Genomic DNA, 25,254 nt, shown 5'->3' on the forward strand with positions numbered 1-25,254 from the left:
GGTCAGACTTCACCCTGTTCCTGATCGGTGGTAAGGGCGCGGTCGACGCGATCGAGCAGTTCACGTACGCGTTCGCGGGTCGAACCGCTGTCCTGCTCCACGCGCTCCTGCTTGTGCAGCAGGTCGTGGGTGATGTTCAGGGCGGCCATTACCGCGACGCGGTCGGCACCGATCACTTTGCCGCTGGAGCGGATCTCGCGCATCTTGCTGTCCAGATAGCGCGCGGCGCTTTCCAGGTTGACGCGCTCGTCCGGAGGGCAGGCGATGCAGTATTCCTTGTCGAGGATTTGGACGTTCAGGGTGTTCGACTGGCTCATGAGTCCTGCTCCAGGGCTTTAAGACGCAAAATCATCGCTTCGACCTTCTGCCGAGCCAATTCGTTCTTCTCGATCAGATGGGCGCGTTCTTCCCGCCAGCTTTTCTCGTTCGCCCGCAGCAGCCGGTTCTCGGCCTTGAGCTGTTCCAGGCGCTGGAGCAGCAGGTCGAACTTGGCGATCAGCGCGTGCAGGTCGGCGTCTTCCATGGGCTCTCGCTTGGGAGTTGCTTAAGTAATCGAGAACTATATAGGACTGCCGTGGGGGTGGGTCAACGCACGGCGGCCCGGCGCGTCGTCACATGGTCTTGCGGTGTGCGCCGGTGCTAGGATAACGGACCATATTCTATGCGCGGCGCCTGATGGCGCCTAGCCGTCACCCGGGTTCGATCATGTCCACTTCCAGCTCCGCCTACACCGCCTTCGCCACCCTGCTCGCCGAGGCTGCCCTGCCCATTTCCCCCGCCGAACTGCACGGCCACCTGCTCGGCCGCGTCTGCGCCGGCAGTGGCTTTGACCAGGCGGAATGGCTGCAGGCCGCCGGCGACCTGCTCGGCGGCGAGCCGGGCGAGCGCCTGGGCGCGGCCCTCGGCGGCCTGCTGGGCATGGTCCAGCAGGACTTCAGCCAGGGCGAGATGGCCGTGGTGCTGATGCTGCCCAACGACGACGCGCCGCTGGTCGAGCGCGCCGTGGCCCTGGGCCAGTGGTGCCAGGGCTTCCTCGCCGGCTTCGGCCTGGCGCTGCGTGCCCCCAGCCTGTCGGACGAAGCCGACGAAGTGCTGCAGGACATCGCCGCCATCGCCCAGGTCGGCGGCCAACTGGAAGAATCCGAAGACGGCGAGGCCGACTACATGGAAGTGCAGGAATACCTGCGCGTCGCCCCGCTGCTGCTGTTCTCCGAATTCGGCAAGGTGCCGGCACCGGCCGAGAAACCCTCCCTGCATTGAGGTCGCGCATGATCCGTATCGCCAAGTCGGAATACGCCCGTCGTCGCAAGGCGCTGATGGCGCAGATGGAACCCAACAGCATCGCCATTCTCCCGGCGGCGCCGATGTACATCCGCAACCGCGACGTCGAGCACGTCTACCGCCAGGACAGCGACTTCCAGTACCTCACCGGCTTCCCCGAGCCGGAGGCGGTGATGGCGCTGATCCCCGGCCGCGAGCACGGCGAGTACGTTCTGTTCTGCCGCGAGCGCGATCCGGAGCGTGAGCTCTGGGACGGCCTGCGCGCCGGCCAGGACGGCGCGATCGGCACGTTCGGCGCCGACGATGCCTTCCCCATCGGCGATATCGACGACATCCTGCCGGGCCTCATCGAAGGCCGCGACCGCGTGTACTACGCGCTGGGCGCCAACCAGGAATTCGACCGCCGGCTGATGGAGTGGATCAACGTGATCCGCTCCAAGGCGCGCCAGGGTGCGCAGCCGCCGAACGAGTTCGTCGCCCTTGACCACCTGCTGCACGACCAGCGCCTGTACAAGAGCGCGGGCGAAGTGAAGGTGATGCGCTATGCCGCGGAAGTTTCCGCCGGCGCGCACATCCGTGCCATGCAGGCCTGCCGTCCGGGCCTCTACGAATATCACCTGGAAGCCGAGCTGGAATACGCCTTCCGCCTGGGTGGCGCGAAGATGCCGGCCTACGGCTCCATCGTCGCCACCGGCCGCAACGCCTGCATCCTGCACTACCGGGAGAATGACGCGCAGATCAAGGACGGCGACCTGATCCTGATCGACGCCGGCTGCGAGATCGATTGCTACGCCAGCGACATCACCCGCACCTTCCCTGCCAGCGGCGTGTTCAGTCCCGAGCAGAAGGCCATCTACCAGCTTGTTCTGGATGCGAACATGGCGGCCTTCGACTACATCGCCCCGGGCCGTCACTGGAACGAAGCCCACGAGGCCACCGTGCGGGTCATCACTGCCGGCCTGGTGGAGCTGGGCCTGCTCAAGGGCGACGTCGACGAGCTGATCGAGCGCGAAGCCTACAAGGCCTTCTACATGCACCGCGCCGGCCACTGGCTGGGCATGGACGTGCACGACGTCGGCGAATACCGCGTCGGCGGCGAATGGCGCGTGCTCGAACCGGGCATGTCGATGACCGTCGAGCCGGGCATCTACATCTCGCCGGACAACACCGACGTGCCGAAGAAGTGGCGTGGCATCGGCGTGCGCATCGAGGACGACGTGGTCGTGACCAAGACCGGCTGCGAAGTGCTGACCAACGGTGTGCCGAAGACTGTCGCCGAAATCGAAGCGCTGATGGCCGACGCCAAGGCCCAGGCCGCCTGACATGCAACGTACGCAACTGGCCATCATCGGTGGCGGACTCGTCGGCGCAAGCCTGGCGCTGATTCTCCAGGCAGGCGCCCGTGTGCGTGGCTGGCAGATCGTGCTGATCGAGCCCTTCGCCCCCGGCGATGCCTACCAGCCCAGCTATGACGCGCGCTCCTCGGCGCTGTCCTTCGGCAGCCGGCAGATCTACGAGCGCCTGGGGCTCTGGCAGCAGATATCCCAGCGCGCCGAACCGATCACCCAGATCCACGTCTCCGACCGCGGCCGGTTCGGCTCGGCGCGGCTGACGGCGGTGGAAGAGGGCGTCCCGGCGCTGGGCTACGTGGTGGAGAACGCCTGGCTCGGCCAATGCCTGTGGCGCGCGCTCGATCCTGAAGTAGTGAGCTGGCGCTGCCCGGCCGAAGTGCGCCGGATGGACGCCCTGGGCGATGGCTACCGCCTGACCCTGGACGACGACTCGCAGCTGGATTGCGACCTCGCCGTGCTGGCCGATGGCGGCCGCTCGGGCCTGCGCGAGCAACTGGGCATCAACGTGCGTTCCTCGTCGTATGGGCAGACCGCGCTGATCGCCAACATCAGCCCGTCCGAGGCCCATCGCGGACAGGCCTTCGAGCGTTTCACCGAGAACGGCCCATTGGCCCTGCTGCCGCTGCCGGAAAACCGCTGCGCGCTGGTCTGGACCCGCAATGGCCGTGACGCCGAGCGCCTGCGCGAACTATCCAATGCCGCCTTCCTCGCCGAGCTGCAGGATGCCTTCGGCTATCGCCTGGGCACCTTGCGCCAGGTCGGCGCACGCCATGGCTACCCGCTGAGCCTCACCGAGGCCGACGAGCAGATTCGCCCGCACCTCGTCGTGCTGGGCAACGCCGCCCACAGCCTGCACCCGATTGCCGGGCAGGGTTTCAACCTGTCGCTGCGCGATGCCAAGGCCCTTGGCGACCGCCTGCTGCAGGAAGAGGCCGCTCCGGGCGATTTCGCCGTGCTTCAGCGCTACCTGGACGGCCAGCGTCTCGACCAGCAGATGACTGTCGGCTTCTCCGACCGAGTCACCCGCCTGTTCTCCAACGATCAGCCGCTGCTGGCCACCGGCCGCAATATCGGCCTGCTCGGCCTTGACCTGCTGCCGCCGGCCAAGCGCTGGTTCGCCCGCCAGGCCATGGGCCTGGGGGCGCGACCGGTCTGAGCCGATGGAATCTCGCAAAAGCTCCCGCCGCGCCCGCCTGCTGCGTTTCGGCCTGAACCTCTACCCGCCGTACCTCGGCGCCGGGGTGCGGGTGCGCCACATCAGCGCCGATTTCCGCGAAGTCCGCGTGAAGATGGGCCTGAACCTGTTCAATCGCAATTACGTCGGCACCCAGTTCGGCGGCAGCCTGTACAGCATGACCGACCCCTTCTTCATGCTGATGCTGATGGAGAACCTGGGGCGCGAGTACATCGTCTGGGACAAGGCCGCCAACATCGAATTCGTCAGCCCCGGCAAGGGGCCGGTGTACGCCGAGTTCCGTATCGACCAGCACCTGCTCGATGAAATCCGCGAGCATACCGCCGGCGGCGCGAAGTACCTGCCGCGCCTGCACGCCGAAGTGCGTGACGGCGAAGGCACCCTGGTGGCGCGGGTGCAGAAGACCCTGTACGTCCGGCTCAAGCCGCGCGCGCGGCAGGCCGCTTGAATTTCGATGCCCGCGCCGACGCTGCGCGGGCCGCTGAAGAAGGAACGCACATGCACGCGGATCTGGTTATCGTCGGGGCGGGAATGGTCGGCAGCGCGCTGGCCCTGGCCCTGGAAGGCAGCGGGCTGGATATCCTGCTGCTGGACGGCTCGCCGCTGAGCGTCAAGCCGTTCGACCGCGAGGCACCCTTCGAGCCGCGCGTCAGCGCGCTGTCCGAAGCCAGCCGACGCATCCTCCAGCGCCTGCACGCCTGGGACGGCATCGCCGCGCGCCGTGCCGAGCCCTACTGCGAAATGCAGGTGTGGGATGGCTCCGGCACCGGACAGATCCATTTCAGCGCCGCCAGCGTCCACGCCGAGATGCTCGGCCACATCGTCGAGAATCGCGTGGTGCAGGACGCCCTGCTGGAGCGCCTGCACGACTCCGCCCTCGGCCTGCTGCCCAATGCGCGGCTGGAGCAATTGCGCCACTCTGGCGACGACTGGCTTTTGACCCTCTCCGACGGCCGCGAAGTCCGCACGCCGCTGGTCGTCGCCGCCGACGGTGCCAACTCCGCCGTGCGCCGCCTGGCTGGCTGCGCCACCCGCGAATGGGATTACCTGCACCATGCCATCGTCACCAGCGTGCGTGTGGAGAAACCCCACCAGGCCACCGCCTGGCAGCGCTTCACCGACGACGGCCCGCTGGCCTTCCTGCCGCTGGCGAAGGAGGGCGACGCGCACTGGTGCTCGATCGTCTGGTCGACCACTCCCGAGCAGGCCGAGAAACTCATGGCGCTGGACGATGAGGGCTTCTGCAAGGCGCTCGGCCTGGCTTTCGAGCACCGCCTGGGCGCCATCGAGCATGCCGACCGTCGCCTGTGCATCCCGCTGCGCCAGCGCCATGCCAAGCGCTACGTGGAGCCGGGGCTGGCGCTGATCGGCGATGCCGCCCATACCATCCATCCCCTGGCTGGGCAGGGCGTGAACCTGGGCTTCCTGGATGCCGCGGTGCTCGCCGAGGTGATCGAGCATGCCCATGCCCGTGGCGAGAATATCGCCGAGGAACGCGTGCTGAGCCGCTTCGAACGTCGGCGCATGCCGCACAACCTGGCGATGATGGCGGCGATGGAAGGCTTTCAGCGTCTGTTCCAGGCCGATCCGCTGGCGGTACGCTGGTTGCGTAATGCCGGGTTGCGGCTGGTGGATAAGCATCACGAAGCGAAGGGCGTGTTCGTGCGGCAGGCGCTGGGGCTTTCCGGGGATCTGCCGGGGTTGGCGCGGGTCTAGCCAAGGCGGCCTGCGGCCCCCTCACCCTAACCCTCTCCCAGAGGGAGAGGGGACTGATCGGCGCGAGCTGGTCGTTTAGAGATTGCCGGTTGACTCCGTGATATCTACAGTGCCGAACAGCTCCCTCTCCCTTCAGGGAGAGGGCGGGGGAGAGGGGCTCTTGCTCCTTACCCACGCCCCCCGCGACCCCAAACCACAACCTCCCGAAACACCCCGACACAAACACGCGGCTCGATAGCAAATGCGGTTCCTTATCATTTGCGGGATATCTTCCCCGCAAAGGACACCGCCCCATGCTCGCGCGCAAAGGTCTTCTCGCCACCCTCCTGCTGGCCGCTCTCGGTAGCACCGCCCAGGCCGCCGACGAAGTGGTGGTCTATTCCTCGCGCATCGACGAGCTGATCAAACCAGTGTTCGACGCCTACACCCAGGCCACCGGGGTGAAGATCAAGTTCATCACCGACAAGGAAGCGCCGCTGATGGCGCGGATCAAGGCCGAAGGTGCCAACACCCCCGCCGACCTGCTGCTCACCGTGGACGCCGGCAACCTGTGGCAGGCCGAGAAGATGGGCATCCTGCAGCCCTTCGATTCGCCGACCCTGGATGCCAACATCCCGCCGCAATACCGCTCCGGCACCGATAGCTGGACCGGCCTGTCGCTGCGCGCGCGGACCATCGCCTATTCGACCCAACGGGTGAAGCCCGAGGAACTGTCGACCTACGAAGAGCTGGCCGATCCGAAATGGGAAGGTCGCCTGTGCCTGCGCACCGCGAAGAAGGTCTACAACCAGTCGCTGACCGCCACCTTGATCGAGACCCACGGCGCCGAGAAGACCGAGGAAATCCTCAAGGGCTGGGTGAACAACCTGGCCACCGACGTGTTCTCCGACGACAACGCACTGCTGCAGGCCATTGCCGCCGGGCAGTGCGACGTCGGCATCGTCAACACCTACTACTACGGTCGTATGCACCGGGACAATCCGCAGCTGCCGGTGAAGCTGTTCTGGCCGAACCAGGGCGACCGTGGCGTGCACGTCAACCTGTCGGGCATCGGCCTGACCAAGCATGCGCCGCATCCGGAAGCCGCGAAGAAGCTGGTGGAGTGGATGACCGGCGCGGATGCCCAGGCGCTGTTCGCCGGCATCAACCAGGAGTTCCCGGCCAACCCGAAGGTGGCGCCGTCGCAGGAAGTAGCGGCCTGGGGTGGGTTCAAGGCCGACAGTATTCCGGTGGAAGTCGCCGGCAAGCGCCAGGCCGAGGCGATCAAGCTGATGGATCGCGCCGGCTGGAACTGATCAAGGCACCGGCGCCTCAGCGGGTGCCGGTGTCGTCCTTGTGATCCACCGAGAGCGCCTTGCCGTTCTCCGCCAGCAGGCAGATGAACTGGCCGTCGGACTTGTCGCCCTGGCGCAGCTGGGCACGCAGCAACTTGCTGGCATGCTGGCCGTCCACCTCGCCGTCGAAGGCTTCTTCCTGGATCGAGCCCGGTTCGATCCAGGTACGCTGCCAGCGCTCCTGCAACTGCGGGTTCTCGGCCAGGATGCGCGTGGCGAGGTCCAGGCAGGCCTCCATTGGAGTCGGTTCGTCGGCCAGGACGTGGCCGCACAGTGGCAGAAGTAGCAGCCCGCAGAGTGCGCGAGGGGAAAACATGGCTTTTTCCTTGGCAGGTTGGAATGGCAGAGTGGGCGATTCGACCGCCCTAGCTTGCGGTTTATCCCCGTCGCCTGAGGATCAGTTGATTTCGAGTTCAATGAGGGAAGTTTTCCCTTGATGATTCGGAAGAGTCCTCAGAAACACCTTACCGATGTTTGGAAACACCGACGCATGCGCGCCAACCGCTGGACTCCCATCACTTTCGCCGTCGCCGCCCTGGTGCTGCTGCCCATCAGCGTGCTGTTGCTGAGCTGGGCGGAAATCGATCGCGAGATCTGGTTGCACCTGTGGGAGACCCAGATGCCGCGCCTGCTGGGCAACACGCTGATCCTGGTGGGTGGCGTGGGCATCGGTGTGACCGTGCTGGGCGTGAGCCTCGCCTGGCTCACCAGCCTGTGCGAATTCCCCGGTCGGCGCTGGCTGGACTGGGCGCTGATGCTGCCCTTCGCGGTGCCGGCTTACGTGTTGGCGTTCGTCTTCGTCGGCCTGCTGGATTTCTCCGGCCCTGTACAGACGCTGCTGCGCGAGTGGTTCGGCAGCGGCCTGCGCCTGCCCCGCGTGCGCTCCACCGGCGGTGTGATCACCGTGCTGGTGCTGGTCTTCTATCCCTACGTCTACCTGCTGGCGCGCACCGCCTTCCTTGCCCAGGGTCGCGGCCTGACCGAGGCGGCGCGGGTGCTGGGCCTGTCGCCACTGGCGGCGTTCTGGCGGGTCGCCCTGCCCATGGCGCGGCCGGCCATCGGTGCCGGACTGGCGCTGGCGATCATGGAGACCCTGGCGGATTTCGGCACCGTCTCGGTGTTCAACTTCGATACCTTCACCACCGCCGTCTACAAGACCTGGTATGGCTTCTACAGCCTCTCCAGCGCCACCCAGCTGGCCAGCCTATTGCTGCTGTTCGTCATGCTGGTGCTACTGGGCGAGCGCTACAGCCGTGGCCGCAGTGGCGTACCGAGCGAGCGCCCGCGCGGCGCGGCGCTGTACCGGCTGCACGGCTGGAAAGCCTTCGCCGCCAGCGCCTGGTGTCTGCTGGTGTTCGCCTGTGCCTTCATCATCCCGGTGCTGCAACTGCTGGTGTGGGTCTGGCAGAAGGGCCGTTTCGACCTGGACGAGCGCTACTGGGGGCTGATCCTGCACAGCCTCTACCTGGGCGGTTTCGCTGCGTTGATCACGGTGGCCGTGGCGCTGCTGCTGGCTTTTGCCCGGCGCCTGTCGCCGACGCCGGCGGTGCGTTCGGCGGTCGGTATCTCCAACCTCGGTTATGCGCTACCCGGCTCGGTGCTGGCGGTGGCGATCATGCTGGCCTTCAGCTGGCTGGATAATCACGCGGTGATCCCGCTCTCCAGCGCCCTGGGCGGGGCGGGCAAGCCGCTGCTGCTGGGAAGCCTCGGTGCGCTGCTGGTTGCCTATCTGATCCGCTTCATGGCGGTGGCCTACAACCCGCTGGAAGGGGCGTTGGCGAGGATTCGCCCATCGTTGCCAGAAGCTTCTCGTAGCCTGGGCGTCGGCGGAGTCGGGTTGTTCTTTCGTGTCTACCTTCCGCTGTTGGTGCCGGGAGCCATGAGCGCCGCGTTGCTGGTGTTCGTCGACGTCCTGAAGGAAATGCCGGCCACCCTGCTGATGCGTCCATTTGGCTGGGACACCCTGGCGGTCCGAGTCTTCGAAATGACCAGCGAAGGCGAGTGGGCGCGGGCGGCATTACCGGCGTTGACGCTGGTGCTAGTAGGACTGTTCCCGGTTATCGGCCTGATTCGCCGCTCGGCGCGACCGACCGGTTCTTCGCGGCCCTGAGATTCGGCCGTCGGACAAGCTGTCCAGAGGGCGGTCATGCGACTACAATGCGCGCGTTTCGTGCGGGCCGTACTCGCGCTCCGCACCCGCCTCGCCCGGAAGGAGAACACCCATGGGACAGCGCACGCCGCTCTATGATTTGCACGTCGCCCTCGGCGCCAAGATCGTCGATTTCGGCGGTTGGGACATGCCGTTGCACTACGGTTCGCAAGTCGAAGAGCACCACCAGGTACGTCGCGATTGCGGCGTGTTCGACGTTTCCCACATGACCGTGGTGGACGTCACCGGTCCGCAGGCGAAGGAATACCTGCAGCGACTCCTGGCCAACGACGTCGAACGACTCAAGACCCCGGGCAAGGCGCTGTACAGCGGCATGCTCAACGAGCGTGGCGGGGTGGTCGACGACCTCATCGTCTACCTCGGCGTGTATGGCTACCGCGTGGTGGTCAACGCCTCCACCCGCGACAAGGACATTGCCTGGATGCAGGCCCATACCGAAGGCTTCGACGTCACCCTGACCGAACGCCCCGATCTGGCGATGCTGGCCGTCCAGGGTCCGAACGCCCGCGAGAAGACCGCCGAGCTGGTCACGCCCTCGCGCGCTGCGCTGATCCGCGAACTCAAGCCCTTCCAGGGCAAGGCCGACGGTGACTGGTTCATCGCCCGCACCGGCTATACCGGCGAGGACGGCCTGGAAATCATGCTGCCGGCCGTCGAGGCGCAAGGCTTCCTCAACGACCTGGTTGGCGCCGGCATTTCCCCGGCTGGCCTGGGCGCGCGCGACACGCTGCGCCTGGAAGCCGGGATGAACCTCTACGGCCAGGACATGGACGAAGACGTCACCCCGCTGGCCGCCAACATGGCCTGGACCATCGCCTGGGAGCCCGAAAGCCGCGACTTCATCGGCCGCCAGGCGCTGCAAGCCCAGCAGGCGGCCGGCGATGCGCCCAAGCTGGTCGGTCTGGTGCTGGAGGAGCGCGGCGTCCTGCGCGCCCACCAGGTGGTTCGCGTCGCCGGTGTCGGCGAAGGCGAGATCACCAGCGGCAGTTTCTCCCCGACGCTTGGCAAGTCCATCGCCCTGGCCCGTGTGCCGGCGGCCACCGGTGACCGCGCCGAAGTGGAAATCCGTGGCAAGTGGTATCCCGTTCGCGTCGTTCAGCCGAATTTCGTGCGTCATGGCAAAGCCCTGATCTAAATTGCATGATCTAACTTGCAGTGGGCGGTATCGCCGCCCGTCGCCCAGTCCTCGAGGAAAAACAAGATGAGCAATATTCCCGCCGATCTGCGTTACGCCGCCAGCCACGAGTGGGCGCGCCTGGAAGCCGACGGTAGCGTGACCGTGGGCATCTCCGACCATGCCCAGGAAGCCCTGGGCGACGTGGTCTTTGTCGAACTGCCGGAAGTGGGCAAGACCCTCGCCGCCGGCCAGGAAGCCGGTGTCGTCGAGTCGGTGAAGGCCGCCTCGGACATCTATGCCCCGGTGAGCGGCGAAGTCATCGCCATCAACGAGGTGCTGGCCGACACCCCCGAAGAAGTGAACAACGATCCGTACGGTTCCTGGTTCTTCAAGCTCAAGCCGAGCAACCCGGCCGAGCTGGACAAGCTGCTCGATGCCGCCGGCTATCGCGCCGCCAGCGACGCTGACGCCTAAGACACTGCTGTACACACAGGCCTCGACTCGTCGGGGCCTGTTCTTTTCAGGGAACGCCCTTTCGAGACCGTGGCCATGTCGAACACCCCTTCGCTTTCCCAGCTGCACCAGCCTGATGCCTTCCTCGCCCGCCACCTGGGCCCCGACGCCGCCGAGCAGCAAGCCATGCTCGACACCCTCGGGTTGAGCAACCGCGACGACCTGATCGTGCAGACGGTGCCGCCGGCGATCCGCCTGAACCGTCCGCTGGACCTGCCGACCGCCCTCGACGAGCAGGGCGCACTGGCCAAGCTGAAGGGCTATGCGCTGAAGAACGAGCTGTGGACCAGCCTGATCGGCACCGGCTACTACGGCACCCTGACCCCGACCGTCATCCTCCGTAACGTGCTGGAGAACCCGGGCTGGTACACCGCCTACACGCCGTACCAGCCGGAGATCGCCCAGGGCCGTCTGGAATCGCTGCTGAACTTCCAGCAGATGACCATCGACCTCACCGGCCTGGATCTGGCCAGCGCCTCGCTGCTGGACGAAGCCACCGCCGCCGCCGAGGCCATGGCCCTGGCGAAACGCGTGGCCAAGGCCAAGAGCAACCTGTTCTTCGTCGACGTGCATTGCCATCCGCAGACCATCTCCGTGGTGCAGACCCGCGCCGAAGCCTTCGGCTTCGACGTGGTGGTCGACGAGGTGGAGAACCTCGGCCAGCACCAGGTGTTCGGCGCGCTGCTGCAATACCCCGACACCCGTGGCGAAATCCGCGACCTGCGCGCGGTGATCGACGCACTGCACGCCCAGCAGGCCATCGCCTGCGTCGCCAGCGACCTGCTCGCGCTGCTGCTGCTCACCCCGCCGGGCGAGCTGGGCGCCGACGTGGTCCTGGGCAGCGCCCAGCGCTTTGGCGTGCCGATGGGCTATGGCGGCCCGCACGCCGCCTTCTTCGCCTGCCGCGACGACTACAAGCGCGCCATGCCGGGCCGGATCATCGGCGTGTCCAAGGATGCCCGTGGCAACACCGCGCTGCGCATGGCGCTGCAGACCCGCGAGCAGCACATCCGCCGCGAGAAGGCCAACTCCAACGTCTGCACCTCGCAGGTGCTGCTGGCCAACATCGCCAGCCTGTACGCCGTGTACCACGGCCCGCAGGGCCTCAAGCGCATCGCCCAGCGCGTGCACCGCCTGACTTCCGTGCTGGCCGCCGGCCTCACCGCCAAGGGCGTGAAGCTGGTCAACCAGCACTTCTTCGACACCCTGACCTTCGACGTCGGCGCGCAGCAGCAGGCCATCGTCGAGCGTGCCCGCGCCGCCCGCGTCAACCTGCGCATCGTCGGTGAAGACCGCCTGGGCGTGAGCCTGGACGAAACCACCAGCGCCGAAACCCTCGCCAGCCTGTTCGATATCCTGCTGGGCGCCGGCCACGGCCTGGACGTTGCCCAGCTCGACGCCGGCAAGGTCGACGACGGCATCCCCGCCGCCCTGCAACGCAGCAGCGGCTACCTGACTCATCCGGTGTTCAACCGCCACCACAGCGAAACCGAGATGCTGCGCTACCTGCGCCAGCTCGAGGGCAAGGACCTGGCGCTGAACCAGGCGATGATCCCGCTGGGCTCCTGCACCATGAAGCTCAACGCCACCAGCGAGATGATCCCGATCACCTGGCCGGAATTCGCCACCCTGCACCCCTTCGTGCCGCGTGAGCAGGCCGAGGGCTATCGCCTGATGATCGAGGAGCTGGAAAGCTGGCTCTGCGCGATCACCGGCTTCGACGCCATCTGCATGCAGCCCAACTCCGGCGCCCAGGGCGAATACGCCGGCCTGCTGGCGATCCGCAAGTACCACGAGAGCCGTGGCGATGCGCACCGCAATATCTGCCTGATCCCGTCCTCGGCCCACGGCACCAACCCGGCCTCGGCGATCATGGCGAGCATGCGCGTGGTCATCGTCGAGTGCGACAAGGGCGGCAACGTGGACATGGAGGACCTGAAGCGCAAGGCGGCCGAAGCCGGCGAGCAGCTGTCCTGCCTGATGATCACCTACCCGTCCACCCACGGTGTGTACGAGGAAGGCATCCGCGAGATCTGCGAGGTTATCCACAGCCACGGCGGCCAGGTCTACATGGATGGCGCCAACCTCAACGCCCAGGTCGGCCTGGCGCGTCCGGCGGACATCGGCGCCGACGTCTCGCACATGAACCTGCACAAGACCTTCTGCATTCCCCACGGCGGTGGCGGCCCCGGCATGGGCCCGATCGGCGTGAAGAAGCACCTCGCGCCCTTCGTCGCCAACCACCCGGTGATCCGCATCGAAGGCCCGAACCCGCTGAATGGCGCGGTGAGTGCCGCGCCTTGGGGCAGCGCCAGCATCCTGCCGATCAGCTGGATGTATATCGCCATGATGGGGCCGCAGCTGGCCGACGCCACCGAAGTGGCGATCCTCAACGCCAACTACCTGGCCCAGCAGCTCGATGGCGCGTTCCCGGTGCTCTACCGTGGGCGCAACGAGCGCGTCGCCCACGAATGCATCCTCGACCTGCGCCCGCTCAAGGCGCAGACCGGGATCAGCGAAGAAGACGTGGCCAAGCGCCTGATGGACTACGGCTTCCACGCGCCGACCATGTCCTTCCCGGTGCCCGGCACGCTGATGGTGGAGCCCACCGAGAGCGAATCCAAGCACGAGCTGGATCGCTTCATCGAGGCGATGCTGTCGATCCGCGCGGAGATCGCCAAGGTCGAGACCGGCGAGTGGCCGGCCGAGGACAACCCCCTCAAGCGCGCGCCGCACACCCTGGCCGACGTTACCGGGCTGTGGGATCGCCCCTACCAGATCGCCGAGGCGGTGACCCCGACCGAGCACACCCGCGCCTTCAAGTACTGGCCGGCGGTGAACCGCGTGGATAACGTCTACGGCGACCGCAACCTGTTCTGCGCCTGCGTGCCGGTGGACGACTACCGCGAGTGAGCGCTGCGCTGAACTGAAAAAGCCGCCTTCGGGCGGCTTTTTCATGGGCGGGCTACAGGGGCTTTTTGTAGGACCGAACGAAGCTGTAGGAGCGGACTCCGTCCGCGATCGGCCGGACTCGGCAGAGGACCTCAGGGCTTGAGCTGCAACCGGCCGATCAGGCGGATCAGGAACACGAACAGCAGAATCATCAGCACGTTGCTGAGCATGCCGATCAGGTTGTAGATAGCCGAGGGCAGCAGCGAGTAGATCTCCAGGCCGATCACGCTGAGCAGGCGGCTGAGCAGCCAGAAACCTTCACTGACGATCAGCAGGATCAGGGTGATCTTCAGCGGCTGGATGGGATCGTTCATAAGACACTCCTTGTCGTAGGCGGAGTGTCAGTAGAACACAGCTGCGGCTGCCCGGTGCGGCCCGCGGCGAGCGCCATGGGCCGCGTCGGTGGGTATCACTGGGCGGGTGCGTCATCGCGACGGGTCAGGATGGCGTTGGCCAATTCCATGTCGCTGCGGTCCTGCAGTGCGGCGTCGTCGCTGCGCAGGCGAGTGAGGGCGGCTTCCAGGTACGGGCCGCGTATCGCCCCGTCACTGGCGACGAAGGCGCTGGCGTCGTCCTGGGCGGCGACGATCAGTTTGTCGTGCTTGAAGGTCAGGTAGGTCGACGCGGTGGTAGCGCCGGACGAAATCACGTCGCGCCAGAAGTCACCGTCGGCCATGGCCGAGGCGACGGGCAGGGCGATCAGGGCGAGGGCAGTGGCCAGTTTCGCGGTACGCATCGGGTACACCTCCGGAAGGTCCGTGTACAGGTGAGAGGCGTCGTGACGGCGGAGAGTTCCAACTTTCTCTGCGAAGCGCGGGGGAGGGCGCGCGCGAACCATGGCCCGCGCGCACTGGCGGATCAGCGCTGGGCGGCGAGGATGGCGCCGGCCAGTTCCGCGTCGCTGGCCTGGGCCAGGGTCGGATCGGCGCTGCGCATCTTCAGCAGGGCGGCTTCCAGGTAGGGGCCACGGATGGCGCCGTCGGACGCGATGAAGCTGGCGGCATCGTCCTGGGCCGGGCCGACCAGCTTGTGGTCGTCACGGCTGGTCAGGTAGGTCGAGGCGGTGGTGGCGCCGGAGGTCAGGACTCCGCGCCAGAAACTGCGGTCTTCGGCCATGGCCGAGGCGAGCGGGAGCAGGGTGAGGGCAATGACAGCGGGGGCGAAACGACGACGCATGATGTCTCCTTGAATGACTGCGCGCCGATCAGAGCCTCGGAAGATTCCTCAGTTCCTGCCTGTCGTCGGAAATGTCACTCACGCTTGAGCGTCGGATCGTCCGGGTTCTGCTGCTCCAACTCCGCGGTGAACTGCTGCACCTTCTGCATCTGCCCGGTCTCGCGCAGGTAGTCGATCAGGGCCAGGCGCGCGGCGCGGTTCGCCGGGTGCTTTTGCAGCAGTTGCTCGAGCTCGCGGCAGGCGCCGTCGATGTCACCGGTGTCGTGCAAGGCGATGGCCAGCACGTAGCGGAACTGATCGTCGTCGGGAGCCAGGCGTGTCGCCTCGCGCAGTTCCTTGAGCGCCTGCGGACGGTCGCCCTGGCGCACCAGGGCGAGACCGCGGATGTGGTGCAGCAGGCCGGAGCCGGGGTGCAGGCGCAGGCTCTCGTCGAGGAGTTGCCGGGCTTCGGCCTCGCGGCCGGTGGCGTCGAGCCACTGGATCAGGGTGACTTTCGCCGGCAGGAAGTCCGGGTTGCGCTGGATCGCCGCGCGCAGGGCGGGCTCGACCTGTTCGGCGCGGTTGGTGAGCTGGTAGAGCATGGCGAGGTTGAGATTGGCCTCGGCACGTTCGGCGAGATCGTGCTGGACCTGTTCGTACTCGGCGAGCCCTTTGCGCAGGTCGGCATCGATACCGGCGCGCACCGGCGGCGGCAGCTGGAGCAACTGCCAGGCGGCGGCGATCCGCACGGCGCGGATCGGGTCGTTCAGCAGTGGCGCCAGCAGCATCAGTTGGCGCGGCGGCGCGGTCAGTGTCGGCAAGGCTTCGATAGCGCTGTGGCGCACCAGTGGGTCGGCATCCTTCAGACCCATGGCGACCAGTTCCACCGAGCGCGGGCTGGGGTAGCTGGGCAGCTCGGCGAGCAGCGTGGCGCGGCGGATCGCCGGCAGGTCCGGCGTGGCCAGCAGCAGGTGCAGTCCGCGTGAGGCGCCGGGCTGTCCATTGCGCGCTTTCCACAGGGTTTCGTCATAGCGCGGCGGCGGATTGCTGGAGGCATTCGGCTTGGCCGGCAACTCACTGGCGAACCACTGGCGGAACTGCGCCCCCAGCTCCTTGGCCGGCATGTCGCGGTGGCAGGCCTGGCAGGCGTCGGGCGCGCCGATGCGGCGGGCGTGGGCCGGGTTTGGCAGGCTGAAACCGTGGTCGTGGCGGTAATCGTTGACCATGTAGTAGCGCCCCGGCATGTGGCACGAGGTGCACTGCGCGCCGGCGCTGCCGGGCTGGTGGTGATGGTGTTCGGGGGAATCGTAGTTCTTGGCCTGCAGTCCCTTGCCGTCGATTTCCGGGCGTACTGGTTTGCCGGCGGTGTTGTGGCATTGCAGGCAGACCCCGTTACCTGGCGCCTTGAGCTCGCCGCTGTGCGGGTTGTGGCAGTCGGTGCATTGCACGCCCTTGGCGAACATCTTGCTCTGGGTGAAGGAGCCCCACTCGAAGACTTCGTCCTTGATCTTGCCGTCGATCTCGTACAGCTCGCGGGTCAGTGTGCTGGGCAGGTAGTCATCCATGAACCGGTGCTTGTTCTGGAAGCCGTCGGCCAGCGGCGCGCGGCGCGCGTGGCAGCGTGCGCAGGTCTCGACGATGGTGGTCTGGCTGGCCTTCTGCAGCGGCACCTCGAAGCCCTTGTCGGCGCTGCTATCGGGTTTCTGCGCCCATTCCAGGTGCTTCGACGCCGGCCCGTGGCAGGCTTGGCAGCCGACGCCGAGGCTGTTCCAGTGGCTGGCGAAACTGTCGGTCTTCGCGTTGTAGTTGCGCTTGAAACCGGTGGTGTGGCACTCGACGCACATGAAGTTGGCGTTCTGCGCCGGACCTGTCCAGTGCAGTTCGTCCTTGTGGTCGATGCGCTGGCCGGGCATGAGCTGGAACCAGCGGTGTTTGCGGCTATCCCAGGCCACGCCGAGTGCCTGCAGGCGCCCGCCCGGATACTCCAGCAGATACTGTTGCAATGGCTCGAAGCCGAAGGTGTAGGCGACCTTGAAGTCCGCTGGCTTGCCATCGGCGCCGGGTGTGTTGACCCAGTATTCGCCATCCTTGCGGAAGAAACGGGTGGTCTCGATCTCGCCCTTGAAGGTGACGTCGGCGAAATCGCCCAGCACGTTGCCTTCGGTGGCGGGCTTCATCGCCTGCTGGTGGTGCGAGCCCTGCCAGTCCTTGAACGGCGCCTGGTGGCAGCCCTGGCATGCCTGTTCGTCGACCATCGTCGCGGCGGGTGGTGGTGGCGGTGTTTTGGGAACGGCTGGGGTCTTCGGCGACGTCGTGGTGATCGTGCTGGGCAGCGTCGGGCCGCTGGATTGCACCCACCACCAGAGGCCGATGGTGGTGAGCAGGAGAATGCCGGCAAAGGCTGCCAGCCACCAGCCGCGATAGGGTTTTGCGGGTACGGGCGCAGGTTGCGGAGCAGGCTTTTTCAGCTTGGTCATGCGACTTCCATTGTTCTTCTGACAGCTCCACGAGTCGGCGCAGCTTCGACCAGGGACGCCGACCTGTCAACGCGGACCAGGCCGGTTTTCAGCGTTTTCCCTTCGGCAGGCAGGCCGACCTAAGGCTGGCGAATCTCGGCCACCCGTGCGCTGTCGACCTTCACGTCGGGGTTGCCGAACTGCCCGGTGAGGTAGTTCACCAGGGTGGCGATCTGCTCGTCGTTCAGCGTCCCGGCGAAGCCCGGCATGAATACCTCCTCGTCGCCGACCTTGCGGTGTACGCCACCGAGCACCACCTGCACCAGGTTGTCGGGCTGCAGGGCGCCCACCGCACTGTTCTTCAGCAGCATCGGGTAGTAGCCGTCCTTCACGCCCTCGCCGGTCCAGGAATGGCAACTGGCGCAGTTGCCCAGGTACAGCCGCGCGCCGTCATCGTGCTTTTGTGCGGCGAAGTCCTGGCCGCGCAGGGCGATGACGTCGTCCGCCGGCTCGCCCCAGGCGAAGCGCGCCTTGCGCTCCCCGTCGCTGACCGCCGGCACGCTGCGCAGGTAGCTGGCGATGGCCTGTAGGTCGGCATCGCTCATGTACTGGAAGCTGTGCTCCACCGCCTCGGCCATGGGCCCGGCGGCCTGCGCCCTGCCCGGCACGCGGCCGGTCTTGAGGTACTGGACGATCTCGGCGTCGCTCCAGCCGCCGATGCCGCTGTGGGTATCAGGGGTGATGTTGAAGGCGTACCAGCCGCCCAGCGCGGCGCCTGCGAGGAAGCCGGTACTGCGTTCGTCCATGGCCTTCTCCTGGAAGGCCATGCCGCGCGGCGTGTGGCAGGTGCCGCAGTGGGCCAGGCCCTGGACCAGGTAGGCGCCACGGTTCCAGGCCGGACTCTGCTTGGGATTGCTCTGGTAAACCTTGTCGTCGTGGAACAGCAGGTTCCAGACTGCCAGCGGCCAGCGCATGTCCAGCGGCCAGGCGATGTCCGTGTCCTGATTGGGCTGCGCCACGGCTTGCACACCGCCGTTGAGGAACCACGCGTAGAGCGCCTTCATGTCCTCGTCGTCGATCTTCGCGTAGGCGGTGTAGGGCATCGCCGGGTAGAGCCGGGTGCCGCCCTTGGCCACGCCGTCGCGCAGGGCGCGGGCGAAGTCGTCGTAGCTGTAGCTGCCGATGCCGGTTTTCGGGTCGGGGGTGATGTTGGTGGAGTACACCGCGCCCAGCGGCGTGGCCAGTGGTAGCCCGCCAGCGAAGGGCTTGCCGCCCGGTTCGGTGTGGCAGGCGGCGCAGTCGCCGGCGCGGGCGAGGTATTCACCGCGTTGCAGGAGGTCCGCCGGGGCCGGGTCGAGCGCCTTGGCGGCATTCGCCAGTAGCGGCGTGGCGATCAGGGCGAGCAGCAGGAGACGTTTCATGCCGTGGCCTCCCGCTTCAGATGCTCGGCCAGACGCAGGGCCAGCGCGGCGATGGTCAGGGTGCAGTTCACCGAGCCAACGGTGGGCATCACGCCGCTGCTGGCGATGAACAGGTTGGGGTGATCGTGGGTCCGGCACTGGCTGTCCACCACCGAATCCTTCGGGTCGGCGCCCATCAGTACGGTGCCGGTGATGTGGTTGTTGTTGGCGAAACTGTCGTCGTACTTCACCTCCTCGCCGCCCAATAGCTTGGCCGCGTGGGTGTAGACCTCGCGGGTGTGCACCGCGCTCTTGCGCACGTAGTCGTCCATCGCATAGGTGAATTCGGGCTTGGGAATGCCCGCCGCGTCGCGCTCGGTGGCACTGGGCACGATGCGGTTCTCCGGGTGCGGGAGGATCTCGTGGAAACTGTCGAAGCGCACGAAACGCGCGGCGCGGTCGCGGATCTTCGCTTCCAGGTCGCGGCCCAGCAGCAGCGGTCCGTGGCGGATCAGTTCGGCGGCGACCTGGTCGGTGCGCGAGAGATTGGACAGATGGATCTTCTTCGAGGCGTACTCGCTGCGGAACGCGCCGTCGCGGAAGCCCACCATGGAGGTCATCTCCTGCGGCCCGCGGCCCGGCCAGAGCTTCTCATCGGCATAGAACTGCACGGCGGTGCCGGGGTGGTCCATGAGGTTGCGGCCGACCATGTCGGAGCTGTTGCCCACCTCGGACATCAGCATCAGCTTGGGCGTCTCGATGCCATTGGCGGCGAGGATGAAGGTGTCGCCCTCGACGCGCACCTCGTTGCCCTGCGGGTCCTTGTACAGCGCCGCGGCTATCTTGCCGCCGTCGCCCTTTTCCAGCTTGAACACCACGGCGTTCTCGATCAGCCGCGCGCCGGCGGCCTCGGCCTTCTCGACGTGGACGATGCCGTTGTACATCGCGCCGATGGGGCAGATGGGCATGCAGTTGTTGTTGCCGCAGCAGGTCGGTCGGCCATCGTAAGAGCGACTGTTGCGCGCCACCGGTTCGGTGACCACGCGGTAGCCGTTGGCGTTGAGCAGGGTCTTGATGCGTTGCTCGTTCCACGACAGGGGTAGCGGCGGCATCGGGTAGGGCTGGCTGCGCGGCGAATCGAGCTCTTCGTCACCTGGTCCCCAGACACCCAGCTCCTCTTCGGCGCGCTGGTACCAGGGCTCCAGCTCCGAGTACTCGATGGGCCAGTCGCGGCCCACGCCATAGAGGCTGAGCAGCTTGAAATCATTGGGCAGGAAGCGCCAGGCCGACGCCGCCCAGTGCCAGGTGGTGCCGCCCACGGCGCGAATGTACTGCACGTCGTACGGATGCTCGCCCTTCTGGATCAGATAGTGATTGTCCGGCTTGAACTGCGGGTGTGGCGCGTACGGGCTGGATGGGTAGGGCGCCTGGTTGTCGGACTTGTCCGCCTGGTTGCGGAAGCGCTCGACGATTTCCCAGCGGCCCATGCGCGGGCCGGCCTCGAGGATCAGCACGTCCTTGCCGGCCAGGGCCAACTGGTGCGCGACCAGCGCGCCGGCCACCCCGGAGCCGACCACCACGAAATCCGCGCGTTGCGTATCGGCCATGCTCAAGCCCCCCGCTCGGTCGGTTGCGCCGCCCAGAAGCCGGGCTTGTTCGGGCAATAGCTGCGGATCACCAGCACGTCGTCCACCGCGCGGAACATCAGCGCCTGCTCATAGGTGACCACCGTGGCGCTGCTGTCATCGCCGATCTGCCCCAGGTACCAGCCGCCGAGAATCTGCCGGGCCAGCCACTGCTGGCGCTCGTTCCAGGTTTCCGGGGCGTCGCCCAGGCGATCGAGCAGTTCGCCGAGGCTCTGCCGGATCGCCGTGTCGCGCTGGGCGAGTGCGCCGAACAGGCGCTCGCCGATGCGCGGGTCGAGATTGCTGCGTCCGGTCAGGCGCTGGGACAGGGTCATGAATCCGTCCAGCTCCGTCGCCGCCTGCGGCGTCAGGGCGGCCCAGGTGCGCGCGACGGGGCCGAGGAGCAAGCCGCCAGCCGCTGCACTGGCGCAGGCCACCGCCAGCAGGCGACGGCGGGAAAGGGGAAACGCGGGCAGGGGAGCCTCGGACATGACAACCTCTCTTTCACAGGCAAACGGTTGCGGAGTACGGTCTGACGCCGTTTGTTCCGGGTGATGCATCTCGCTTGGTCGGCGGCGCTGGCGATAGCGGGCCGAGCCCCTTAGTATTGCCGCTTGTTCAGATTCTGCCGGGTTGATCGCTCTGCCGGCGGCCATACGAGAGCCGCGACGCAGAGCCTCAGGACCGGCTTTTGGGTGAAACCGCAGCGATGAAACAGTACCTCGACCTCATGCGCCACGTGCGCGAACACGGCACCTTCAAGAGCGATCGCACCGGCACCGGCACCTACAGCGTGTTCGGCCACCAGATGCGTTTCGACCTCGCCGAAGGCTTCCCGCTGGTGACCACCAAGAAGTGCCACCTCAAATCGATCGTCCATGAGCTGCTGTGGTTCCTCAAAGGTTCGACCAATATCGCCTACCTGAAGGAAAACGGCGTCTCGATCTGGGACGAATGGGCCGACGAGAACGGCGACCTGGGCCCGGTCTACGGCTACCAGTGGCGCTCCTGGCCGGCGCCGGATGGCCGCCACATCGACCAGATCGCCAACCTGATGGACATGCTGAAGAAGAACCCGGACTCGCGCCGGCTGATTGTCTCCGCGTGGAATCCCGCGCTGATCGACGAGATGGCCCTGCCGCCGTGCCACGCGCTGTTCCAGTTCTATGTGGCCGACGGCAAGCTCAGCTGCCAGCTGTACCAGCGTTCGGCGGACATCTTCCTCGGCGTGCCCTTCAACATCGCCAGCTACGCGCTGCTGACCCTGATGGTCGCGCAGATCGCGGGCTTCGAGCCGGGTGAATTCATCTGGACCGGTGGCGATTGCCACCTGTATGCCAACCACCTGGAGCAGACCGACCTGCAGCTGACCCGCCAGCCGCTGCCGCTGCCGACCATGAAGATCAACCCCGAGGTGAAGGACCTGTTCGACTTCCGCTTCGAGGACTTCGAGCTGGTCGGCTACGAAGCGCACCCGCACATCAAGGCGCCGGTCGCTGTTTGACCGCTCTCCAAAGTGCCGGTGCCCGGATTCGAGTGCGCTGGCCGATGCGCTCTATTTCGTGGTGCGTAACCAGAATGCCACGCCGGTGGGTTCGACCCCATTGAGGCGCTCATCGCACCAGAGTTCGTTCAGGACATCCATGCTGTCTGTGCAGTAGTACAGGTGAACCAGCGGCAATTCGATGTGCAGCTTGCGCATGCCTCCCAGCAAGTAGCAGCACAGCAGGTATTGCTCGTTATAGAAGCGGTCCGCCCATTCGTTGGGATAGTCGAACGGCAGAAAGATGTCGTGGATACCGACCAGTACACCGGGCTTCAGCCGGGGCAGGATCTCGGTGAAGAACACCGTGACGTCCGAGTTCTGGAACGAACGATGGCTGTTGTCGATGAACAGCATGTCGTTTTCGCCGAGCGCATCGAAGAGTTGCAGATCCAGGTCTTCCAGAGGCGTGCGCATGACTTGGTCGCAAAGCGCGTCGATCTCGGCTCGGGGGTAGGGGTCGATCGAGGTGATACGGGTTTGCAGACCGTGATCCCTGATGGCGCGTCGCACGAATTTGGTCGAGTTGCCTGAGCCAACCTCCATGAAATGGCGAGGGTTGTTCCGGGCGGCAAAGCCGTACAGTGCCAGGGAGTCCGCGCCAGGCAGCCAGCCATTGATCCAGGCGGGCTCTTCAGGCTGCTCTGCCTGAGGGCGGCAGGGAATCTTCAGCAGATACGGCTTCAGTTCAAGAAAGTCGCGGAACGTCGTTCTTATCCGGGCTGCTTCGGCGTCGAAGTGACTATCCAGCACGCGGCGAATTTCCGAGGTTGCCAGAGATTCGCGACGTTTGGGGGTATAGGCGGAGTAGTCCTCGATCACGACTCGATTTTGCATGGGTTCTTTACCTGATCCTTAAACGGAATGAACGGTGGCCGTTGCATTGATGGGGGTTGAAGCGGACCGATACTGACCCTGCAGGCGTGGTATTGGTGAGACGAACTGATCGACTAGGACGGTTCCGGTAGGCCTTTGGGAACCAGGTGAACGCCAGAGGACGAATGTTTCGGAGCAGTCGCGCGCGTATTTCAGGCTCTGGCGAGAAATGCAGTGGTTATTCCGCCTGGTGATACTGCGTTCTATTTTGATCGGGAGGCTTTGGGCTTTGTTATTCTGCTGATGACACGTTCGACGTCATCCGATGGCGCGCGTGAGCACGGATTTTCCGCCCTACAACGACAAGACCGGGGACCGTCATGCAGCCTTTCAGCTTCGCCACCACCGCGCAGATTCTCTGCGAGAGTGGCTCCGCCGCCCGCCTGGGTGAACTCTGCCGCGAGCGTGGCGCCCGGCGCGTGCTCATCGTTACCGACCCTGGCATCACCCGCCTGAACATGCTCGACGGCGTGCTGCCCGGCTTCGCCACGGCTGGTGTGGCGGTGGAGGTCTTCGATCAGGTGCTGGCCGATCCGCCTGAGAGCGTGGTGCTCCCTGCCATCGAGCTGGCGCGGATGATGGACGCGCAGTTGGTGATCGGCTTCGGTGGTGGCAGCTCGATGGATGTCGCCAAGCTGGTGGCGCTGCTGGCGCACCCGCAGACGACCCAGGGCCTGGGCGATGTCTTCGGCGTCGGCAACGCCCGCGGTCCGCGCCTGCCGCTGATTCAGGTGCCGACCACCGCGGGCACCGGCTCGGAAGTGACTCCGATCGCCATCGTCACCACCGGCGAGACCACCAAGATGGGTGTGGTCAGCCCCTACCTGCTGCCGGACCTCGCCGTGCTCGACGCCGACCTGACCCTCGGCCTGCCGCCGGCGGTCACCGCTGCCACCGGCATCGACGCCATGGTCCACGCCATCGAGGCGTACACCAGCAAGCTGAAGAAGAATCCGCTGTCCGACCTGCTGGCCCGCGAGGCCCTGCGTCTGTTGGCGCTCAATCTCGACGAGTCGGTCCACAACGGCCGCAACCGCGAGGCGCGCCAGGCCATGCTGCTGGGCGCCTGCCTCGCCGGCCAGGCCTTCGCCAACGCCCCGGTGGCCGCCGTGCATGCGCTGGCCTACCCGCTTGGGGGGCACTTCCATATTCCCCACGGCTTGAGCAATGCGCTGGTACTGCCGGAGGTGATCCGCTTCAATGCGCCCAGCGCCGGCGCGCTCTACGCCGAGCTCGCGCCGCTGCTGCTGGGCGAGCGCCTGCGTGCAGGCGCGGACCGCACCGAGCAGTTCATCACCGAGCTGGCCGACCTCAGCCCACGCAGTGGCCTGCCTTCGCGCCTGCGGGATGCCGGCGTGCCGGAGCAGAGCCTGCCGCGCCTGGCGGCCGACGCCATGTTGCAGCAGCGCCTGCTGGTGAATAATCCCCGCGACGTCAGCGAAGCCGATGCGCTGGCGATCTACCGAGCCGCCTACTGAGAGCCCAATGAGCGAACAACACCCCAGCCGCGCCGACTACGTGCATTTCCAGCCGATCACCACCCGCTGGCACGACAACGACATCTACGGCCACGTGAACAACGTGACCTACTACGGCTTCTTCGACACGGCGGTGAACACCTATCTGATCGAACGGGGTGGCCTGGATATCCATGACGGCGAGGTGGTGGGCTTCGTGGTCAGCTCCAGCTGCGACTACTTCGCGCCGGTCGCCTTCCCCGAGCGCATCGAGGTTGGCCTGCGCGTCGGCAAGCTGGGCAACAGTTCGGTGCAGTACGAGCTGGCGATCTTCCGCGAGGGCGAGGACCTGGCCTGCGCGGCGGGCAAGTTCGTGCACGTCTTCGTGGACCGCGCGAGCAACCGGCCGGTATCGATTCCTCCTGCGTTGCGGGAGGCAATGGAGACGCTGGTGCGTGTCTGACGGGATCCTGCAGCGATTGCCTACCACCCCATCGGATAATGCTCGATCCGACACGGCCGGCTGTTGCCGTCGCCCTTGCAGATGCCGTCGAGGTACTGGTAACGCATCCATACTCTCTGGCCCGGCGCCGGCCAGTGCTGGCGCGGGATGCGGCTCTGCCAGTCGGCGCTTTCCGGTTCGAAGGCGATCAACGCGCCTCGGTCCGGGCAGTCCGCGCCGGCGGCCCGCGGCTTGACCGATTCCACGCGGCCCTCCAGGCCCCGGACGGGGAGCTTGAGCGACCCGATGATCTCCACTTCCATCTGGCAGACCTGCCAGTCTCCGGCGTACGCGGTCTGCAGGGCCGCAAGCGACAACAGCAGACCGGTGGCAGCAAGCGCTTTCACGAATAACTCCTTGTGACCAGTGATCCCTTCCCGACAAGCCTATACGAGGCTGGCGGGATGACGCGGGGGCTTGCCCGAGTGGTACGTCCGGCCTATGCTGGCCGCCGGTCGGCAGTTCACCCAGGCGTCGCCGCCTCCGTATGGAGAGCGCTAAACCTGCCGCGCGGTTCCCCGCACCTTCAGATGATCCGACACACACCTTGAGTGCCGCATTGGAATACGGCGACCCCCGATAACCTCCCGCGCGAGGTCTTGGCACGCAA

At 66.3% G+C, this 25,254-nt stretch carries 25 protein-coding genes; 13 read left to right on the forward strand and 12 right to left on the reverse strand.

The window, feature by feature from the left end; translation table 11 throughout:
- Positions 1-2: 2 nt before the first annotated feature.
- Together JVX91_RS07050 and JVX91_RS07055 are read right to left on the reverse strand one after the other, a co-directional pair.
- Positions 3-317, reverse strand: coding sequence for a cell division protein ZapA (locus tag JVX91_RS07050; RefSeq protein WP_205338613.1), 315 nt, complete (start codon positions 315-317; stop codon positions 3-5).
- On the reverse strand, positions 314-523 hold the full coding sequence (locus JVX91_RS07055; RefSeq protein ID WP_205338614.1) for a TIGR02449 family protein: 210 nt from the start codon (positions 521-523) through the stop codon (positions 314-316). Before JVX91_RS07055 ends, JVX91_RS07050 begins: the two co-directional genes overlap by 4 nt.
- Before the next feature lie 182 nt (positions 524-705).
- On the opposite strand from JVX91_RS07055, the gene JVX91_RS07060 reads away from it, so the two are divergent.
- The 6 genes from JVX91_RS07060 (at position 706) to JVX91_RS07085 (ending at position 6,839) form a co-directional block, all read left to right on the forward strand.
- Positions 706-1,260 (forward strand): UPF0149 family protein, encoded by a 555-nt coding sequence (locus tag JVX91_RS07060; protein WP_205338615.1) that lies wholly within the window; start codon positions 706-708, stop codon positions 1,258-1,260.
- 8 nt (positions 1,261-1,268) lie between these two features.
- Complete coding sequence (gene pepP, locus JVX91_RS07065) at positions 1,269-2,603, forward strand: Xaa-Pro aminopeptidase (protein ID WP_205338616.1); 1,335 nt, start codon at positions 1,269-1,271, stop codon at positions 2,601-2,603.
- Between the two features lies 1 nt (position 2,604).
- Complete coding sequence (gene ubiH, locus JVX91_RS07070; protein WP_205338617.1) at positions 2,605-3,789, forward strand: 2-octaprenyl-6-methoxyphenyl hydroxylase; 1,185 nt, start codon at positions 2,605-2,607, stop codon at positions 3,787-3,789.
- Positions 3,790-3,793: 4 nt separating this feature from the next.
- Positions 3,794-4,276 carry a DUF4442 domain-containing protein gene (locus JVX91_RS07075; protein ID WP_205338618.1) on the forward strand — a complete coding sequence of 161 codons (483 nt, stop codon included), beginning with the start codon at positions 3,794-3,796 and terminating at the stop codon, positions 4,274-4,276.
- Between the two features lie 50 nt (positions 4,277-4,326).
- Positions 4,327-5,544: a 2-octaprenyl-3-methyl-6-methoxy-1,4-benzoquinol hydroxylase gene (locus JVX91_RS07080; RefSeq protein WP_205338619.1), complete on the forward strand. Its 1,218-nt coding sequence runs from the start codon at positions 4,327-4,329 to the stop codon at positions 5,542-5,544.
- Positions 5,545-5,837: 293 nt separating this feature from the next.
- Positions 5,838-6,839: a Fe(3+) ABC transporter substrate-binding protein gene (locus tag JVX91_RS07085; RefSeq protein WP_205338620.1), complete on the forward strand. Its 1,002-nt coding sequence runs from the start codon at positions 5,838-5,840 to the stop codon at positions 6,837-6,839.
- A 16-nt stretch (positions 6,840-6,855) separates the two neighbouring features.
- Here the strand turns inward: JVX91_RS07085 and JVX91_RS07090 are convergent, their stop codons facing one another.
- Positions 6,856-7,194 carry a hypothetical protein gene (locus tag JVX91_RS07090; RefSeq protein ID WP_205338621.1) on the reverse strand — a complete coding sequence of 113 codons (339 nt, stop codon included), beginning with the start codon at positions 7,192-7,194 and terminating at the stop codon, positions 6,856-6,858.
- 174 nt (positions 7,195-7,368) lie between these two features.
- Here JVX91_RS07090 and JVX91_RS07095 point away from each other — a divergent pair, with 174 nt between their 5' ends.
- From JVX91_RS07095 to gcvP, 4 genes are all read left to right on the forward strand, one after another.
- Positions 7,369-8,988, forward strand: coding sequence for an iron ABC transporter permease (locus JVX91_RS07095; protein ID WP_205338622.1), 1,620 nt, complete (start codon positions 7,369-7,371; stop codon positions 8,986-8,988).
- A 112-nt stretch (positions 8,989-9,100) separates the two neighbouring features.
- The gene (gcvT, locus tag JVX91_RS07100) at positions 9,101-10,183 is read left to right on the forward strand and encodes a glycine cleavage system aminomethyltransferase GcvT (RefSeq protein WP_205338623.1); all 1,083 of its coding nucleotides are present in this window, start codon (positions 9,101-9,103) and stop codon (positions 10,181-10,183) included.
- A gap of 66 nt (positions 10,184-10,249) precedes the next feature.
- The gene (gcvH, locus tag JVX91_RS07105) at positions 10,250-10,639 is read left to right on the forward strand and encodes a glycine cleavage system protein GcvH (protein WP_205338624.1); all 390 of its coding nucleotides are present in this window, start codon (positions 10,250-10,252) and stop codon (positions 10,637-10,639) included.
- Between the two features lie 75 nt (positions 10,640-10,714).
- The gene (gcvP, locus tag JVX91_RS07110) at positions 10,715-13,591 is read left to right on the forward strand and encodes an aminomethyl-transferring glycine dehydrogenase (protein ID WP_205338625.1); all 2,877 of its coding nucleotides are present in this window, start codon (positions 10,715-10,717) and stop codon (positions 13,589-13,591) included.
- Positions 13,592-13,722: 131 nt separating this feature from the next.
- Here the strand turns inward: gcvP and JVX91_RS07115 are convergent, their stop codons facing one another.
- The 7 genes from JVX91_RS07115 to JVX91_RS07145 all read right to left on the reverse strand — a co-directional run bounded on the left by JVX91_RS07115 (position 13,723) and on the right by JVX91_RS07145 (position 20,757).
- Complete coding sequence (locus JVX91_RS07115; protein WP_205338626.1) at positions 13,723-13,944, reverse strand: hypothetical protein; 222 nt, start codon at positions 13,942-13,944, stop codon at positions 13,723-13,725.
- Between the two features lie 95 nt (positions 13,945-14,039).
- Positions 14,040-14,366: a DUF2388 domain-containing protein gene (locus tag JVX91_RS07120; RefSeq protein WP_205338627.1), complete on the reverse strand. Its 327-nt coding sequence runs from the start codon at positions 14,364-14,366 to the stop codon at positions 14,040-14,042.
- Positions 14,367-14,488: 122 nt separating this feature from the next.
- Positions 14,489-14,806 (reverse strand): DUF2388 domain-containing protein, encoded by a 318-nt coding sequence (locus tag JVX91_RS07125; protein WP_205338628.1) that lies wholly within the window; start codon positions 14,804-14,806, stop codon positions 14,489-14,491.
- A gap of 74 nt (positions 14,807-14,880) precedes the next feature.
- Complete coding sequence (locus JVX91_RS07130; protein ID WP_205338629.1) at positions 14,881-17,262, reverse strand: tetratricopeptide repeat protein; 2,382 nt, start codon at positions 17,260-17,262, stop codon at positions 14,881-14,883.
- A 119-nt stretch (positions 17,263-17,381) separates the two neighbouring features.
- Positions 17,382-18,662, reverse strand: coding sequence for a cytochrome c (locus tag JVX91_RS07135; RefSeq protein WP_205338630.1), 1,281 nt, complete (start codon positions 18,660-18,662; stop codon positions 17,382-17,384).
- Entirely contained in the window at positions 18,659-20,248 is a 1,590-nt protein-coding gene (locus tag JVX91_RS07140) for a GMC family oxidoreductase (protein ID WP_205338631.1), read from the reverse strand. Before JVX91_RS07140 ends, JVX91_RS07135 begins: the two co-directional genes overlap by 4 nt.
- A 2-nt stretch (positions 20,249-20,250) precedes the next feature.
- Positions 20,251-20,757 carry a sugar dehydrogenase complex small subunit gene (locus tag JVX91_RS07145; protein WP_205338632.1) on the reverse strand — a complete coding sequence of 169 codons (507 nt, stop codon included), beginning with the start codon at positions 20,755-20,757 and terminating at the stop codon, positions 20,251-20,253.
- 218 nt (positions 20,758-20,975) lie between these two features.
- On the opposite strand from JVX91_RS07145, the gene JVX91_RS07150 reads away from it, so the two are divergent.
- The gene (locus JVX91_RS07150) at positions 20,976-21,770 is read left to right on the forward strand and encodes a thymidylate synthase (RefSeq protein ID WP_205338633.1); all 795 of its coding nucleotides are present in this window, start codon (positions 20,976-20,978) and stop codon (positions 21,768-21,770) included.
- Positions 21,771-21,821: 51 nt separating this feature from the next.
- Here JVX91_RS07150 and JVX91_RS07155 read toward each other — a convergent pair whose 3' ends face one another.
- Positions 21,822-22,646: a class I SAM-dependent methyltransferase gene (locus JVX91_RS07155; RefSeq protein ID WP_205338634.1), complete on the reverse strand. Its 825-nt coding sequence runs from the start codon at positions 22,644-22,646 to the stop codon at positions 21,822-21,824.
- 359 nt (positions 22,647-23,005) lie between these two features.
- Between JVX91_RS07155 and JVX91_RS07160 the strand changes: the two genes are divergently transcribed.
- Positions 23,006-24,163, forward strand: coding sequence for an iron-containing alcohol dehydrogenase (locus JVX91_RS07160; RefSeq protein ID WP_205338635.1), 1,158 nt, complete (start codon positions 23,006-23,008; stop codon positions 24,161-24,163).
- 7 nt (positions 24,164-24,170) lie between these two features.
- A complete protein-coding gene (locus tag JVX91_RS07165; protein ID WP_205338636.1) occupies positions 24,171-24,605 on the forward strand; it encodes a thioesterase family protein in 435 nt (144 codons plus the stop codon).
- A gap of 20 nt (positions 24,606-24,625) precedes the next feature.
- On the opposite strand, the gene JVX91_RS07170 is transcribed toward JVX91_RS07165, so the two are convergent.
- Positions 24,626-24,991, reverse strand: coding sequence for a hypothetical protein (locus tag JVX91_RS07170; RefSeq protein ID WP_205338637.1), 366 nt, complete (start codon positions 24,989-24,991; stop codon positions 24,626-24,628).
- Positions 24,992-25,254: the final 263 nt, after the last annotated feature.

Origin of the sequence: Pseudomonas sp. PDNC002, from assembly GCF_016919445.1 — a bacterium.
In the GTDB taxonomy this organism is placed as follows: Bacteria; Pseudomonadota; Gammaproteobacteria; order Pseudomonadales; family Pseudomonadaceae; genus Pseudomonas.

Coding starts and splice junctions, on each gene's coding strand:
- pepP (WP_205338616.1), top strand. CDS start 1,269: ATGATCCGTATCGCCAAGTCGGAATACGCCCGTCGTCGCAAGGCGCTG.
- JVX91_RS07055 (WP_205338614.1), bottom strand. CDS start 523: ATGGAAGACGCCGACCTGCACGCGCTGATCGCCAAGTTCGACCTGCTG.
- JVX91_RS07115 (WP_205338626.1), bottom strand. CDS start 13,944: ATGAACGATCCCATCCAGCCGCTGAAGATCACCCTGATCCTGCTGATC.
- JVX91_RS07075 (WP_205338618.1), top strand. CDS start 3,794: ATGGAATCTCGCAAAAGCTCCCGCCGCGCCCGCCTGCTGCGTTTCGGC.
- gcvP (WP_205338625.1), top strand. CDS start 10,715: ATGTCGAACACCCCTTCGCTTTCCCAGCTGCACCAGCCTGATGCCTTC.
- JVX91_RS07155 (WP_205338634.1), bottom strand. CDS start 22,646: ATGCAAAATCGAGTCGTGATCGAGGACTACTCCGCCTATACCCCCAAA.
- JVX91_RS07085 (WP_205338620.1), top strand. CDS start 5,838: ATGCTCGCGCGCAAAGGTCTTCTCGCCACCCTCCTGCTGGCCGCTCTC.
- gcvH (WP_205338624.1), top strand. CDS start 10,250: ATGAGCAATATTCCCGCCGATCTGCGTTACGCCGCCAGCCACGAGTGG.
- JVX91_RS07120 (WP_205338627.1), bottom strand. CDS start 14,366: ATGCGTACCGCGAAACTGGCCACTGCCCTCGCCCTGATCGCCCTGCCC.
- JVX91_RS07090 (WP_205338621.1), bottom strand. CDS start 7,194: ATGTTTTCCCCTCGCGCACTCTGCGGGCTGCTACTTCTGCCACTGTGC.
- JVX91_RS07050 (WP_205338613.1), bottom strand. CDS start 317: ATGAGCCAGTCGAACACCCTGAACGTCCAAATCCTCGACAAGGAATAC.
- ubiH (WP_205338617.1), top strand. CDS start 2,605: ATGCAACGTACGCAACTGGCCATCATCGGTGGCGGACTCGTCGGCGCA.
- JVX91_RS07135 (WP_205338630.1), bottom strand. CDS start 18,662: ATGAAACGTCTCCTGCTGCTCGCCCTGATCGCCACGCCGCTACTGGCG.
- JVX91_RS07095 (WP_205338622.1), top strand. CDS start 7,369: ATGCGCGCCAACCGCTGGACTCCCATCACTTTCGCCGTCGCCGCCCTG.
- JVX91_RS07125 (WP_205338628.1), bottom strand. CDS start 14,806: ATGCGTCGTCGTTTCGCCCCCGCTGTCATTGCCCTCACCCTGCTCCCG.
- JVX91_RS07060 (WP_205338615.1), top strand. CDS start 706: ATGTCCACTTCCAGCTCCGCCTACACCGCCTTCGCCACCCTGCTCGCC.
- JVX91_RS07165 (WP_205338636.1), top strand. CDS start 24,171: ATGAGCGAACAACACCCCAGCCGCGCCGACTACGTGCATTTCCAGCCG.
- JVX91_RS07080 (WP_205338619.1), top strand. CDS start 4,327: ATGCACGCGGATCTGGTTATCGTCGGGGCGGGAATGGTCGGCAGCGCG.
- gcvT (WP_205338623.1), top strand. CDS start 9,101: ATGGGACAGCGCACGCCGCTCTATGATTTGCACGTCGCCCTCGGCGCC.
- JVX91_RS07130 (WP_205338629.1), bottom strand. CDS start 17,262: ATGACCAAGCTGAAAAAGCCTGCTCCGCAACCTGCGCCCGTACCCGCA.
- JVX91_RS07150 (WP_205338633.1), top strand. CDS start 20,976: ATGAAACAGTACCTCGACCTCATGCGCCACGTGCGCGAACACGGCACC.
- JVX91_RS07160 (WP_205338635.1), top strand. CDS start 23,006: ATGCAGCCTTTCAGCTTCGCCACCACCGCGCAGATTCTCTGCGAGAGT.
- JVX91_RS07145 (WP_205338632.1), bottom strand. CDS start 20,757: ATGTCCGAGGCTCCCCTGCCCGCGTTTCCCCTTTCCCGCCGTCGCCTG.
- JVX91_RS07140 (WP_205338631.1), bottom strand. CDS start 20,248: ATGGCCGATACGCAACGCGCGGATTTCGTGGTGGTCGGCTCCGGGGTG.